The organism is Brucella sp. LJL56, from assembly GCF_054871705.1.
This window is the reverse complement of sequence record NZ_JBTXLQ010000001.1, coordinates 1729878-1743939: the sequence shown is the minus strand read 5'-3', so window position 1 is coordinate 1743939 and position 14062 is coordinate 1729878. Positions and strand designations below refer to the sequence as shown.

The window sequence follows — 14062 nt, the reverse complement described above, 5'->3', positions numbered from 1 at the left end:
TACTGCCTTACTCCCCTATTCCCTTATTCCCCTACTCTCCTAAAGAGAAGGCAGTCGCCCGAGCGGAATAAATCCGGCACTGACTTTGCCCTTGCGAACGGCAATCTCCATCACAGGATTGCCGTTTTCGTCTTTCGGCATGGCCGAGAGAGCAAACAGAACGGTCGCGATATTGCCGCCCTGCTCGGGGAATACCGTTTGTCCTGCCTGTGCCAGCGATTGCGGATTGACCAGCGTAAGCTTGACGTCGGCATTGATCAGCCCGTCAGGATCAACCGAAAACGGTCCCGTGACAGAAACCATGGCTCCATTCGGCATCGACAAGAAAGCTTGATTGATGGTGCCGGAATGCCCACGCAGCCGTTCATTGAAAGGAGCATCGCTCCTTGCAAGCAGTGTCGCAGCGTCTGACACGTCGATATCCGCCACACCGTCGATTTCAGGACTGGTGGCACTGCCAATCACGGCCTTGGCAAGCTTCAATCCGGCAAAGCGACCATTGATCTTCAAGGTGCCATCCGCTGCGCCCATACGGAAATCCATCTGCTCGAGAGTGCTGAGCGGTTCCGTCGTCGTCGTCTCGGTGCGAAGACCAACCGCGACCTCACGTGCCGCCAACTCGATTTCGGTCGGGAACGGACGGGCCAGCCGGGTACTGGAATTAAACTTGCTCCAGTTGACTTCCAGTGGTTCCAGCCCTGGAAACTCGATGAAGGCAGGTCCGGTCAAGTCGTTCGACAGGGAACGTGGCGCATAGACCGGAGACCCCGAGGTGAAACGCCCGGCACGGAACGACATGCCCTCGGAAGGGCGCTGCCAGGAAATGCTGTCGCAAATGACATTGACGCGTAGCGGATAACCGCCCATGCGCAGGTCTTCGCATTTCACGCCGACACCTTGGGCAGCAAGCTTGGCCATGTCAGCCTTGGCCCGCGCCTCAAGCCTGTTTGCTATATAGAACCAGCCCGCCGTATAGCCGGCGATCAAGACAACCAGTATGACGATAAGCGCCATGGGACGCTTTCTGGCTTTCGGTGCGTTCATTCGAGTGTGCGCCATTTCAAAAGCCTTACATTAATCAGACGGTTGTTTCGAAGAGCCTCGCTCCCGGTTCAGAATGATTATTCCAACCCCGTTATGTTTGCTCCTCCCGACTGTTGGCCATATTATGGCAGGAATGTGCCTTGTGAAGCGATAGAGCGGAAAAATCGAGGGATATCCGTTGATTACCAGTGGAAATCAGCGTTCACTAAATCATTATGGACACCCTCATGACCACACGCCTCGATGACGGACGAATGAATGATTTCTGGGTTTTCGGCTACGGGTCGCTGATGTGGCGGCCGGGCTTTGCACACGTCGAAACCGTCCGTGCCCGTCTTTACGGCTACAGGCGCAGCCTGTGCATCTATTCGCATGTCCATCGTGGAACACCAGACCATCCCGGTCTGGTCCTAGGTCTGGATGCCGGTGGTTCGTGCCTCGGCATTGCTTTTCGCGTGCCCGGCGACATGACCGATGAAGTGATGACCTATCTGCGCGAACGTGAAATGTCGAACCAGGTTTACCACGAGAAGCATCTCCGCCTGCGTCTCAACGACGGGCGCAATGTCGACGCGGTCACCTATGTGGCCGACCGTCGTCACCTGCAATATGCCGGATCGATCTCAGCCGAGAATGCAGCGGCAATCGTCGCATCCGCCCGCGGCGATTCCGGCGCCAATGTGGATTACGTCGCCAATACGCTCCAGCATCTGCGCAATATGCGTGTGTGCGACCGCTGGCTGGAGCATGTCAACGATCTCATTTACCGCAATATTCAACGACAATCGGACGATTCGACCGACTAAAAGAGCGCACCGCGCTTCTCAAAAATTCGAGCGGCCGCGCGCTCGGCCCTTGTTCTTGCCCCATGCAACCGCTACATCTCGGCCAATTGCCAAGGAGACCTCCATGATCGCATTGTTCCGCACCATTGATTTGGCGCTCGATATCTACACCTATATCATTATTGCGAGCGCCATTTTCTCATGGCTCTATGCGTTCAATGTTGTCAACTCCGGCAATCGATTTGTGGCTTCGATCGGTGAGTTTCTCTACAAGGTGACCGAACCCGTCTTGCGCCCGATCCGTAATATTCTGCCCAATCTCGGCGGAATCGATATTTCGCCGATTGTCCTGCTGCTGATCATCTTCTTCGTCCGTCAATTCATGTGGACGACGCTGTTGCCGCTTTTCCTGTAAGCATGCACGACTGTTCAAAAGCTCAAGTTCACAAGCCCGCAAACAAAAGCGCCCGGACATTGCCGGGCGCTTTTGTTTTATGCAGATCGGAGAGCTATCGCTTACTTGCCCTTGGCGCGTTCGATAGCTTCAACAATGAACTTGCGTGCGTAATCTTCGTCGCCCCAGTCACCGATCTTGACCCATTTGCCGGGTTCCAGATCCTTGTAGTGTTCGAAGAAGTGCGCGATCTGCTTCAGAGTAATCTCCGGCATATCGGTATAGTCGTGAATCTTCTCGTAGCGGCGCGTCAGATGCGGCGACGGAACGGCAATGATCTTCTCATCCTTGCCGGAATTGTCTTCCATGACCAGAACGCCGATCGGGCGTACATTGATCACGCAGCCAGGAACCAGCGGACGGGTGTTGCAGACGAGAACGTCAATCGGATCGCCGTCTTCCGAAAGCGTATGCGGCACGAAGCCGTAATTGCCCGGATAGGTCATTGGCGTGTAGAGGAAGCGATCGACGATGAGGGCGCCGGCTTTCTTGTCCATCTCGTACTTGATCGGCTGGCCGCCGACAGGCACTTCAATGATGACGTTGACGTCTTCAGGAGGATTGGAGCCGATGGAGATGGCATCAATATTCATGATGTGTCCTTTCGTGTCGGGCTCTGATAACGGGTTTCAAGGTTGCGCGCAAGAAAAACGAAAGTTCTAGAAAACGCGGCGAATTGTCGTTCTCGCAACGCAATTGAACGTGATCAGGCCGTTAACATGCTGTGAAGGTTAAGCGCCGAGCTCGTTCAATCGTTGAACGGCGGTCGGTGGCATGGGTGGCGGATTAGGATCGTGGCTGGCAGCGACCAGAAATTCATCGCAAGCCGTCTCGGTCGTTTCGATCAATCGTTTGAGGAATTCTTCCTTCGGAAGGCCCGGCGGAATAGGTGGCAGAATACGGGCACGAACGGTTCCGGGATAGCGCAGGAACTTGCGACGCGGCCAGTAGAGGCCAGCATTATGCGCGATCGGCACAACCGGGAGATTGAGCGCTTCGTAGAGATGGACGATGCCGTATTTGTACTGAGGCGGAGCGCCCGGTGCCCGGCGCGTTCCTTCGGGGTAGATGAGAATCTGGCGACCTTCCACAATCGCCTTTTCCGCGCCCTTGGTGATGGAATGCAGCGCCTTCACACGGGAACCGCGATCGACCGGTATCATTTGCATCTTGGCGATATACCAGCCGAAAAGTGGAATGCGCATCAGTTCCCGCTTCAGGATCAGCACGGGATCATCGAGATACGGCAGGAAAGCGTAGGTGTCCCAGGCAGACTGGTGCTTGGGCGCACAAATGTAAGCACCTTCGGGAATGTTCTCCAATCCCTCGACCACATAGTCGGTGCCCACGATATGCTTCTGGAGCCAGAGATTGACCCGTGCCCACAGCTTCGGCACGATCCAGGCCTTTTTGCGGGGCAGGAGAAAATAGAAAGGCGTATAGACGATCATCTGAACCAGTGTGCAGATATAAAACGCCGCATTGAACACGATTGAGCGCAGATAGAGAAGCATCTGTCGGCGGAGACCCTGGCTAAAGCATTCCCGCTCCCGGCTGGCGGAAAACGATCATGCGCAAATTCTGGACTTTCTTCAGAAAGTGACGGCACCGATATATCAGGAAGATCGGCCATTTCCATCAGGAAATCGTAATCCGGCGGTGAGATCAGTTCTCGGTCGTTGCGCTGTGCTCGGGCTGCGTTCCAAACAGTTCGGTCGTACCCACGCGAACGGCGGCTCCGAGATATTTCACATATTCGATGAAGAGCACACGCAATGTGTCGCCTTCGGCAACCCAGCTATGTTCGCGGCGCTCGCCATTCACGACCGGATAGGGAATGAATTCCACGTCTTTCATGCGATAGGACATTTCCAGCGTGCTGCGCGGAATGTGGTAGTTGTTGGTGACCAGGATTACACGACGATAATTGTTGCTACGGATCCAGCGTTCGCTTTCGGTCGCATTGCCGATGGTGTTGAGGGCCGACCGATCGAGATCGATGCAGCATTCGAACAGGCTCTGGTCGGCATGTGTGGCACGTTGCAGCGCTTTTTCATTGGTCGCCGGATGAACGCCGCTGATCAGAAGACGCTTTCCGCGCTTGTCCTTCAGGAGATCGACTGCCGCCTGAATTCTGGACTGGCCACCGGTCAGGACGATAATCGCATCGGCAGGTTCGTCGATGACAGGAGGCTGCATGCTGGTAACCTTTTCGCCGAACGCGACGAAGCCGACGAGAAACGCCAGAAGAATTATAAACAAGACGATGGTAACGGGTTGGAAACGTCTGAACATGCGCATCATGACAGACCATAGGAAGTTGCCGGACGCAAGTGCAAAGGATTGCAGGGGAACGCCGTTTCGGCTGCGGCGCCAGACCACACCTCCTGTAGAAAATCCCTTCGCTGTCTGTCTCTGTGCCACTGCATCGTCACTCGACCGGTGCCCGCCCGATAGCGCTTGCGGGATTCGCTTACCATCTCTTCTTCCATCATAACCAGCATTGCGGCGAGAAGTCGGAGAAGCGCACGAAAATCTTGTCTTGAAAGCGCCAGTATCGGAGAAGGTCTTCATTCGGAGCGCACTCCTGGACCGTCCATAGTTGCAAGCTGGCGGATCACCGTCAGGCGGCTGGTTAGCATGGTCAGGAAACTGACCAGAATAATGATGACGGCGGCTCCGATGTAGCCGCTGCGCCCGATGGCGAAATTGCCGAACATGGCCGCAGCCTGATCGCCTTCAGGTGTTGCCATGTGGCTCGACGCCCACCAGGAAAAGATCAGGAAGACCAGCATTGCCGCCGCTCCTCCACACAGAGCGCCCTTCAATGCGGTACGAAAAAAATGCCATTCGAACTCGCGCGCCACAAATTTCGATTCCGCGCCGATGAAATGCAACACCTCAATAATGTGCCCGTTGCCCGACATCGCGCCCCGTGTGGCAAAGATTACCGTCAAGACGGTCGCGGCGATCACAAGCGAGAGAACACCTGTGCCAACGAACACCGTCGTATGCGCCATGGAGACGAGCCGGTCGACCCAGGTGCGATGATCGTCGAAGGACGCAGCCGGAATAGCGCGTGTGATTTCAGCGCGCATGGTTTCAAAATCAGGTGGTGCATTTTCATCGATCGTGACGACGACAAGGCGCGGCACAGGCAAGTCATCGATATTAAGACCACTGCCGAGCCATGGTTCGAGCAGCCGTGCGGTCGCATCCTTGTCGATGATGCTGGTGCCTTTCACACCGGCAAAACCGCGCGCGATCTCGCTTGCCTGAGCCAGAGCCTTTTCCATGTCCTGTCCGTCGACGGGCCGGATCTGGATTGTGGCCTCGCGAGCGATCTGGCTCTGCCAGGCAGCAGCCGAGGCGCGAACGAGTGTCACGCCACCCATCGTCAGACATGCCAGAAAGGTCATGATGGCGATAACAATGACAAGTGCGGTGCCCGTAACACTACCATCGGGAACGATGGGACTTGGTCCCTGACGTTTCCGGCGCTTGCCGATACGGACGAGCACAATATCCTTGAGGTCTTCCAGACGAACCCGAATATCATCCAGCGTGCGCTGCCAGGCCTTCCTTGCATCAATCATAGATGTCGAGCCGCCCATGTTCGAGGATCATGCGCCGCGCATCGACCTGATCCATCAGGGAAAGGTCGTGAGTCGCGATGATAACAGCCGTGCCCGAACGGTTCAGCTCGGTGAAAAGGCGCAGGAGGCGCTTTGCGAGCGGTGGATCGACATTCCCGGTCGGTTCGTCGGCCAAAAGCAGTTCTGGCTGATCAATAAGCGCTCGAGCAATTGCGGCACGCTGCTTTTCACCACCTGAAAGAACCGGCGGCAGTACATTCATGCGATCGCCAAGCCCAACCCAGTGCAGAAGCTCCTCCACCTCATGACGGTAGGTTGCCTCTTCCTTTCCGCGCACCCGCAGCGGAAGAGCCACGTTCTCATAGGTGGTCATATGGTCAAGCAGGCGAAAATCCTGAAACACAATACCGATGCGGCGGCGCAAAAGCGGAATTTCGGCATGATTGAGCCGTGCAACATCCTTGCCAAAAATATTGATAAGACCGCGCGTCGGCTTCAGCGCCATGAAGAGAAGGCGCATGAGCGAAGTCTTTCCCGCCCCGGAAGGGCCGGTCAGAAACTGGAATGAACGCGGCGGAATATGGAAACTGACATCGCGCAGGATCTCAGGACCCATTCCATATCGCAGGCCGACATTCTCAAAACGTATCACCGGCTGTTTCTCTTAAATTGTCCGCGCGTTTTGAAGACGAACGGATGACATCGATATCAAATCGACCTTTATCCTCTATGGTTAATGTTGCGTTAAATCCGAGTGTACGCACTTCAAAAAAATACGTGAACGAAGCCGCCCCCATGAAGCATTAACCATTATGAGCCAGTGTATAACACCGGTCGAAGCGGCGAAAAACGCAAAGGAAGATGACGTCATGATGGCGAAACAACCATCGACAGCGCAGATTTCGCGCACGCCTTCGCGTGGACAGCTTCCTGTAGCATGGTTTGCTTCCAATGCCGGGCCGGTCGAGGACGCAGAATTCGAAACCATTGTTCCCGCCTCTGCGCCCCGAAAATCTTTCTCGCCCAATATTTCGGAAATGCCGCTCATCACACGAAAATCTGTGTCTGAAGCATATCTCGCCAGCGAATGGCCAGGATTCGGATATTGGGTTTTCGTCGCTCTTTGCGCGACAACCGCTTTCTGGGTAGCTGGCGGATATACGCTGCTTGCCGACAGGAGGCCCGCCCTCTCCGTCGAACAATCGACACTGCCGCTCATTTCAGCGCTTCAGCTCACAGAACTGAAAAACAGTGTCGGAATACGTGACAAGGGTGACGTTTTGAGTGTTGCTGGACGCATCCGGAACAACACAACCAAAGAACGCGCCGCACCACCGCTGATCGTCACGATTATCTATAGCGACGGCAGCAAACACGAACGTCCTCTGGCCTCGGGAGAAACAATGCTGAAACCAGGTGGATATATCGACTTCGAAACAATGCTTCCGGCTGTGCACGGCACAATCGAAAAAGTCGATGTCCGGTTGGCCAGCCCGGTCTGACGCGATGTGTAGATTCAATAAGTCAGAGCGACCTTTGTGCGTCCAAATAGACGCACGGCGCTCTATTGCCAGCAACCCAAATTACGACCCTTGAGATTGTGCGCATCAATATCGACTACAAGACGCGGGTCTTCACGCAAGAGAACCAGTGTCGTGCGCTGCTTGAGATCGATTTTCTGCCAACCCGTGCATTCGGTCGGCATCGGGGTGGTGTCGATCTTCACATTCTCCGTCCATGCCGTCGCCGTGCAACCCGACAAGGCTGCAATAATCGGAACGACTTTGACGACCCCCAAAACAAGCCTTTGCGCTTTCGTCCCAGGATGAGTGTTCAAGGCTGACAACTCCTATCTGCCCCGCGAAGTCACCTGCCAATTGCACGTGCACTGGCCAGCGTCGCCCATTCGACAGTTGCGCTTATAACGTGCCACCGCCCCTCTCCGCAATATCGCTGAACTGGTTCGGCGCCGTTTAGAGCGCATCCCGAAAAGTGTGAAACGGTTTTCGAAAAAGATGCGCGTTAAGACAAATATTTAGAGCTCCGTCCTGATTCAATCAGTTCGAAGCGCGCTCTAAAGAACAGGCCAATCAACGCCTACTATCCCTCGGCACCCAATTTGGAAGAGTTATAAAAGCAATTACGAATATAAGAAGAATAGCTTCCTCGTTTACTGAAATGACTGATAAATCCCACAGAAAACGACCACGACATAACAAGTTAAACAAGATTGATCGAAGAAAAATACGATTATATGCTTCTCGCTAAATGATTCGCATGCGGCAGTTTCACTACACCAACCTTGGGGACTTTCATGCTCAATAAATTGTCGGCTGAATTTTTCGGAACGTTCTGGCTCGTTTTCGGGGGTTGCGGCAGCGCGATCCTCGCCGCAGCCTTCCCTGAACTGGGCATCGGCTTTCTTGGCGTCGCCCTCGCTTTCGGTCTGACGGTCCTTACAATGGCCTACGCTGTTGGCGGCATTTCCGGCGGCCATTTCAACCCCGCCGTCTCGTTGGGTCTCATGGTGGCTGGCCGTCTTCCGGCCAAAGACCTGATCCCTTACTGGGTCGCGCAGGTTCTGGGTGCCATTGCGGCCGCAGCCGTGCTCTTCCTCATCGCTTCAGGCAAGGAAGGCTTCTCGGCTGGTGGCCTCGCCTCGAACGGCTATGGCGAACTTTCGCCTGGCGGTTACAGCATGATGGCTGGCCTGCTGATCGAAATCATCCTGACGGCCTTTTTCCTCATCATCATTCTGGGCTCCACCTCGTCGCTGGCTCCGGCTGGCTTTGCCCCGATTGCCATCGGCCTTGGCCTGACCTTGATCCATCTGATTTCGATCCCGGTCACCAATACATCGGTCAACCCGGCCCGCTCGACCGGCGTTGCGCTCTTCGCCGACACGGCAGCGCTCAGCCAGCTTTGGCTGTTTTGGCTTGCACCACTCGTCGGCGCCGCGATCGGCGCGATCATCTGGAAAGGCTTGCTCGGCAAGGATTGATCCAGAACCATAACAATGAAAGGTCGGTTGAAACCGGCCTTTCATGCTTTCGGGCGACCCTTGGACTGTCTCGAACAGATTCCAAAAAATGGTTCCGATCATAGGAAGGATGCTGTAAGTAACATCTATCTTCTTGTTATCGCGCATTGTCCAACGCAAAACCGCTACGCACTTTTGCTGGAAATGCCCTAGATGTTGTGAGCGATGTCCCCCTCCACCGATGTTTCTCCTGCGGATCGTTACGCAGCATTCCGGCACTCTGCCTTCAAAAAATATTGGGGCGCCCGTTTCCTGAGCGCATTTGCGGTTCAAATCGTAAGTGTTTCGGTTGGCTGGCAGATCTACGATCTGACCCGCGACGCCTTCAATCTGGGCATGGTCGGACTGGTACAATTTCTACCGGCCCTGCTGCTGGTTCTGGTAACCGGCGCTGCTGCCGACCGCTTCGGCAGGCGCTTCATCATGGGCCTGTCGCTTATCTTGGAAAGTGTCGTGACGGCGTTGCTGCTCGGTCTGACTCTTGCGGGCTTGTTCGAGCCCCTGACCGTCTTTGCAGCACTGACACTTTTTGGCGTGGCGCGTGCATTTCTCGGACCTTCCTCAGCATCGCTGGTGGTCAATCTCGTGCCGACGGAGGATTTCGCCAACGCCGTTTCCTGGAATTCATCTGCATGGCAAGTGGCCACAATCGTCGGTCCGGTCGCAGGTGGCCTGCTTTATGGAATTTCGCCCGTTGCGGCTTATTCCGTCGCAACGGTATTCCTGCTGTTAGGCTCCTTCCTGATCTTTTCCATTCCAAAGCCCAAGCAGCACACGCTTGCCGAACAGCGCTCGTTGACAAGCATGCTGGCGGGTTTCCGCTATATATGGAAGGAAAAGATCGTCCTGGGTGCGATTTCGCTCGACCTTTTCGCCGTTCTTCTCGGCGGGACAGTGGCTCTATTACCGATTTATGCACGCGACATCCTCGATCTTGGCCCCTGGGGGCTGGGATTGCTGCGCTCCGCTCCCGGTCTAGGTGCGGTTCTGACTGCGGTCTGGCTGGCCGGACATCCGATCCGCGACCATGCAGGCCGGGTGATGTTCGTCTTCGTCGGTCTCTTCGGTTTCTTCAATATTATCTTCGGCGTCTCGACCCTGACATGGCTGTCGGTCGTTGCCCTGGCACTTGCAGGCGCGGCTGACATGATCAGCGTCTATATCCGTGAAACGCTGATGCAGCTTTGGACACCTGATCATGTGCGTGGCCGCGTCAATGCCGTCAATATGGTCTTTGTCGGCGCATCAAACGAACTCGGCGAATTTCGCGCCGGTCTGATGGCGGCAGCCATCGGCGCGGTCCCTGCCGTCGTGATTGGCGGAATGGGATCGATCGCCGTCGCTGTCGCTTGGGCGGCAATGTTCCCTCAGTTGCGCAAGGCCCGTCACCTGCAGGGTCGGACCTGATCGTTGAAAATATAAGAATCCGTCAGGACGCAGGCGTGCTGCGGTTCGCCTTGTCCATGCGATCCTGAATAATGTTGCGGTCATCTTCCCGGATACCGATAAGTTCGGCAACCCGCCACATCACGTCGGCCTCGACTTCACTCACCTTACCGTCGGCATAGACCATTTCCCACATCAGGGCGACCAGATCGAGACGGGCCTGATAATCGAGCTGCCGCTTCAGAACCAACGTGAAATCGGACAGGTCTATTGCTTCCTGATCAGCTTTTTCCGCCGCACGGATGAGCCGTTTCAGACTGTCGCCCTTCAGGCCATATTTCTGCGACAGCATTGATGAGAGTTTTTTGCGCTCGCTTTCACGCGTTTCGCCGTCGGCATCCATGATGTGATAGAGTAAAGCAGCAGCAGCCAGTCTCGGATCGTCGTTGGAAAATTTTTCGCTCCGGTCGCGAAAACCATTTGCGGGAAGTTCTTTCAAAAAGTCCAGGAGACGGTCGAACATTTACCCTCGCTGCCACATTCACTGCCACATTCACTGCTTGCCGACCGGACCGGCGATTCCGGCATCCTTTGTTAGCAAGATTGAAGGTAACGGGCTGAGAACGCCAAGCAAGGCGATAAACGGTTTGCACAGCCGTTTGTCGCCCAAGAGGCGCGTCGCGTTGTTTTTCGGCAACGCTTAGCCAGAGCAGAATCAAAAAAGTCTCAATCCGCTCTGGGCTTTCTGTGAAGGCTTGCTTTCCTCGACGCCCGGATCGTCCACCACAATATGCGCGCGGCGCGGCTCATCATCCGCATCATCGTCGGCCACAACGACGTCGGCCATAGGTGGCATCATCCTTTCGACCGTCCTTGCCGGAGGAGCTGACGACACTTTGACGAGCTCGGCAGCAGGCACGACTTCGGCTTCCTCCACATCACGAACAGGCGGTTTGCTCTCCACACTTTCGGATATATCCACCATATCAGCCTTGTCTTTCGGCTCAGCCAGAACAAGTGGATTGATCGGCTTTGCTTCCACCGGTCCCTTGATTTCTGGCTTTTCCGCTTCAATAGCCGGAGCGAGTTCCACCACTGGAACCTTCCACTCGAAACTGTTGAGCCGCCCCGTGACCGGCGATACAGGCGACCATTGTTCGGAAACATAGCCGTCAGCAGTCCAGGCGGGATCGCGCGGTGCCTTGACTGCACGCGCCAGCCATTCACGAACCTTGCCCTGATCGCCGGTTTCGGCTTCTTCTATATCGGCAAGCAGCAGATAGGCGCTCTCGCGTGGCGAAGCGCGCAGAACCTGCTCGGCATTGTCGCGGGCAAGACGATAATCGCCTGCTTCATAGGCGGCACGCGCCAGAGCAAGACTGCCCTCGGCATTGTTAGAGCGCAGCGATACAAGATGTTTTGCACGCTTCAGGCGATCCTGTGTGGTATCGCCAGACCGGGCGTAGATATAGGTCGAAGCAATGTCGGGATGCGGAAACCGTTTCCAGGCCGCTTCGAGAATTTTCGAACCTTTCCGTACATCACCATCGGCGAAAAGCGCACGCGCGGCAACCACGGCAGCAGGCACCAGATCGGGCACGATTTTGTTCGCCTCAAGCGCCAGCGCCTTTGCCTGCGCATGATCGACATCGACCACGGCCATCGCCTTGGCGGTCAAAAGCGCGGCGCGTTCCTTCTTCACTACATCCTTGCTATGGGCAAGCGCCTGCTTGCGTGCATCGACAAGCTTCAGCGCCGCATCCCAATCGCCCTCGGCACAAAGCTGCCCCATCATGGCCGACGAGGCCCATTCAAGCTGCGGCGCTTGGCTGACGGCTTCGGCAGCATAATGACGAGCGGCATCGCGAGCGCCAACGCGCTGGGCTTCGATATAAAGCCCACGCAAACCGAGCAGCCGCGTCTCGGGGTCCTCCACCATCGCCTCGAAACCCTTGCGGGCATCTTCAGTGCGCCCTTCCAGCATCGCGGTTTGCACTTCCAGAAGCTTTATCAGCGGTTCCTGGTCGGAGCTGAGCAATTTGCCTGCCTGCTTTGTCATACGGCGCGCTGCTTCCGCATCGCCGGCACCGGCTGCAATCAGTCCGGTCGACAGCGACTGATAGCCACGATCGCGCTTGCGAGCACGAAAATGCCTGCGCAGCGTGTAGGGCGACTGGATGATGCTCTTGACCAGCCACCACAGGATGAGAATAGCCGCGACAATGGCAACGATTCCCGCAACGGCAGTTATCAAGGGCACATTGTAGTGGTTGCCAGCGAAGGTTACATCAAGTTCTCCCGGACGATCCGCAAGCCAGGCAAAGCCAAAGCCGAGCGCAGCAACGATGAAGAGATAAAACAGGACACGCAGCATCGGCTCGCCTCCTATTGACCGGAAGAGGCTGGAGCCCCGCCGGTTTCATCCGCAGATGCGCTGGGCTTCAGGCTGTTGGCGACGACACGCTGCACAAGCCCATCTGCATCACGTCGCGCCCGCACCTGATCGGCAAATTCCTGTGAGGTGGCCTTGGCATCGGCAGGCAACTGTTCCCATTCGCTGAGAGTGCGCTCCAGATCGCCTGCCTGAAGTGCTGCTTCCATGCGGGCCGTGATCGGTCCGACACCGGTGCCGCTGACATTGCCCGCAACTGGACGTACGCTGACCAACCCCTTGGCGCTGGCGACAAGCTGATCCCAAATTCCGGCATCGGCAGGCAGCTTGTTCTCCGTCGCGATGATCCGGTTTGCAACGGCACCAAACCAGGCATTCAGGTCGGCAACGGTCGGAACGCCTTTCTCGGCGAGGGCACGGAGCTGTTCGATGGATGCCTCGTCGGGCACCACCGATGCATAAGTATCCAGTTCCGCCTTGAAAGAGCCACCGCGATCGATCGCGGTTTTCAGCGCATTTGCCGCTATAAGCGCCGTCGCATCGGGCTGGCGCGAAGCCTGACTGACCTTTTCCTGCAAGGAGGTCACTTTCGATTCGAGCGAGGAAATCGTGCCGCTATTTCCCGAAACTCCGGCTGTCGCTTCATCGGCCCGGCTCTGCGCCGCTGAAAGCTTGCTCTCCAGCGCGTCAAGCCGCTCGGTCAGAGCAGAGGAATCGGCTGCCGCTTCCTGTCCCGCCTCTTTCGGCAAGGCCGCAAATTGCTGCTGAAGATCGGCGAAGGAACCTGCGACCGCCTCTGACTTGATCTCGGCGGCCTGTACGTTCTTTTCCAGAGCTGCAAGCTGCGCGCGGCTCGCATCATCAAGCGGCGCGGGCGTTGGATTGCTCCGCAGATCGGCGATCTGCTGTTCCATATGCGCGAGCTGTTCCGCCGTCACTCTTGCACCCGGAGATGGAATAACATTGCCCCATTGCAGCGCCAGCAAACCGCCAAGTCCGATAATGCCACCGGCAATACCGGCCAGAAGATGTGCCGCGGTCACACCGCTCTTTTGCACAGGCTGCTGAGTTTCAGGTTTCACGCCCGACGTAAAAGGCGGCCTGGCATATGTCGAGTTTTCCGGCGTTTCGGTTTTCACGGTCTTTTCGGCAGTCGCTGCTTCCGGTCTAGGCGATGTGGACTTCGGGGTTTCCGGCTTTGGGTTCTCAAGTTTTGAAAAGCTTCCTACCGGCTCTGCGTCTGGCGTCGCCTTTGCCGGTTCATCAACCCGCTTTACGTCTGATGGATCGAGATTGATCGTCACAGGATTACGGGCCGGTTTGGAATGTCGCGGAGTGCCGGGTTTCGCCATGGATCCTCTCGTA

At 56.2% G+C, this 14062-nt stretch carries 15 protein-coding genes; 5 read left to right on the top strand and 10 right to left on the bottom strand.

Annotated elements, in window-relative coordinates; translation table 11 throughout:
- Positions 1-39 precede the first annotated feature (39 nt).
- Positions 40-1044, bottom strand: coding sequence for a DUF2125 domain-containing protein (locus tag ACYSN1_RS08380; protein ID WP_461725192.1), 1005 nt, complete (start codon positions 1042-1044; stop codon positions 40-42).
- A 227-nt stretch (positions 1045-1271) separates the two neighbouring features.
- Between ACYSN1_RS08380 and ACYSN1_RS08375 the strand changes: the two genes are divergently transcribed.
- Both ACYSN1_RS08375 and ACYSN1_RS08370 read left to right on the top strand, forming a co-directional pair.
- The gene (locus ACYSN1_RS08375; protein WP_461725191.1) at positions 1272-1850 is read left to right on the top strand and encodes a gamma-glutamylcyclotransferase; all 579 of its coding nucleotides are present in this window, start codon (positions 1272-1274) and stop codon (positions 1848-1850) included.
- A 103-nt stretch (positions 1851-1953) separates the two neighbouring features.
- A complete protein-coding gene (locus tag ACYSN1_RS08370; RefSeq protein WP_461725190.1) occupies positions 1954-2244 on the top strand; it encodes a YggT family protein in 291 nt (96 codons plus the stop codon).
- Positions 2245-2345: 101 nt separating this feature from the next.
- Here ACYSN1_RS08370 and ppa read toward each other — a convergent pair whose 3' ends face one another.
- The 5 genes from ppa to ftsE all read right to left on the bottom strand — a co-directional run bounded on the left by ppa (position 2346) and on the right by ftsE (position 6495).
- A complete protein-coding gene (gene ppa / locus ACYSN1_RS08365; protein ID WP_010657539.1) occupies positions 2346-2876 on the bottom strand; it encodes an inorganic diphosphatase in 531 nt (176 codons plus the stop codon).
- A gap of 138 nt (positions 2877-3014) precedes the next feature.
- A complete protein-coding gene (locus ACYSN1_RS08360) occupies positions 3015-3797 on the bottom strand; it encodes a lysophospholipid acyltransferase family protein (protein ID WP_461725189.1) in 783 nt (260 codons plus the stop codon).
- A 151-nt stretch (positions 3798-3948) separates the two neighbouring features.
- Positions 3949-4707: a YdcF family protein gene (locus ACYSN1_RS08355; RefSeq protein ID WP_461725188.1), complete on the bottom strand. Its 759-nt coding sequence runs from the start codon at positions 4705-4707 to the stop codon at positions 3949-3951.
- A gap of 146 nt (positions 4708-4853) precedes the next feature.
- The gene (locus ACYSN1_RS08350; protein WP_461725187.1) at positions 4854-5879 is read right to left on the bottom strand and encodes a cell division protein FtsX; all 1026 of its coding nucleotides are present in this window, start codon (positions 5877-5879) and stop codon (positions 4854-4856) included.
- Positions 5872-6495: a cell division ATP-binding protein FtsE gene (gene ftsE, locus ACYSN1_RS08345; protein ID WP_235925422.1), complete on the bottom strand. Its 624-nt coding sequence runs from the start codon at positions 6493-6495 to the stop codon at positions 5872-5874. Before ftsE ends, ACYSN1_RS08350 begins: the two co-directional genes overlap by 8 nt.
- A gap of 253 nt (positions 6496-6748) precedes the next feature.
- Here ftsE and ACYSN1_RS08340 point away from each other — a divergent pair, with 253 nt between their 5' ends.
- Positions 6749-7381: a hypothetical protein gene (locus tag ACYSN1_RS08340; protein ID WP_461725186.1), complete on the top strand. Its 633-nt coding sequence runs from the start codon at positions 6749-6751 to the stop codon at positions 7379-7381.
- A 62-nt stretch (positions 7382-7443) separates the two neighbouring features.
- Here ACYSN1_RS08340 and ACYSN1_RS08335 read toward each other — a convergent pair whose 3' ends face one another.
- Complete coding sequence (locus ACYSN1_RS08335; protein ID WP_461725185.1) at positions 7444-7716, bottom strand: hypothetical protein; 273 nt, start codon at positions 7714-7716, stop codon at positions 7444-7446.
- 477 nt (positions 7717-8193) lie between these two features.
- Here ACYSN1_RS08335 and aqpZ point away from each other — a divergent pair, with 477 nt between their 5' ends.
- Entirely contained in the window at positions 8194-8880 is a 687-nt protein-coding gene (gene aqpZ, locus ACYSN1_RS08330; protein WP_461725184.1) for an aquaporin Z, read from the top strand.
- Between the two features lie 204 nt (positions 8881-9084).
- Positions 9085-10326 carry an MFS transporter gene (locus tag ACYSN1_RS08325; RefSeq protein WP_461725183.1) on the top strand — a complete coding sequence of 414 codons (1242 nt, stop codon included), beginning with the start codon at positions 9085-9087 and terminating at the stop codon, positions 10324-10326.
- 22 nt (positions 10327-10348) lie between these two features.
- Here the strand turns inward: ACYSN1_RS08325 and ACYSN1_RS08320 are convergent, their stop codons facing one another.
- The 3 genes from ACYSN1_RS08320 to ACYSN1_RS08310 form a co-directional block, all read right to left on the bottom strand.
- Entirely contained in the window at positions 10349-10828 is a 480-nt protein-coding gene (locus tag ACYSN1_RS08320; protein ID WP_140020418.1) for a tellurite resistance TerB family protein, read from the bottom strand.
- 192 nt (positions 10829-11020) lie between these two features.
- Positions 11021-12679, bottom strand: a complete 1659-nt coding sequence (locus ACYSN1_RS08315) for a heme biosynthesis HemY N-terminal domain-containing protein (protein ID WP_461725182.1) — start codon at positions 12677-12679, stop codon at positions 11021-11023.
- An 11-nt stretch (positions 12680-12690) separates the two neighbouring features.
- Positions 12691-14049: a COG4223 family protein gene (locus ACYSN1_RS08310; RefSeq protein WP_461725181.1), complete on the bottom strand. Its 1359-nt coding sequence runs from the start codon at positions 14047-14049 to the stop codon at positions 12691-12693.
- Positions 14050-14062: the final 13 nt, after the last annotated feature.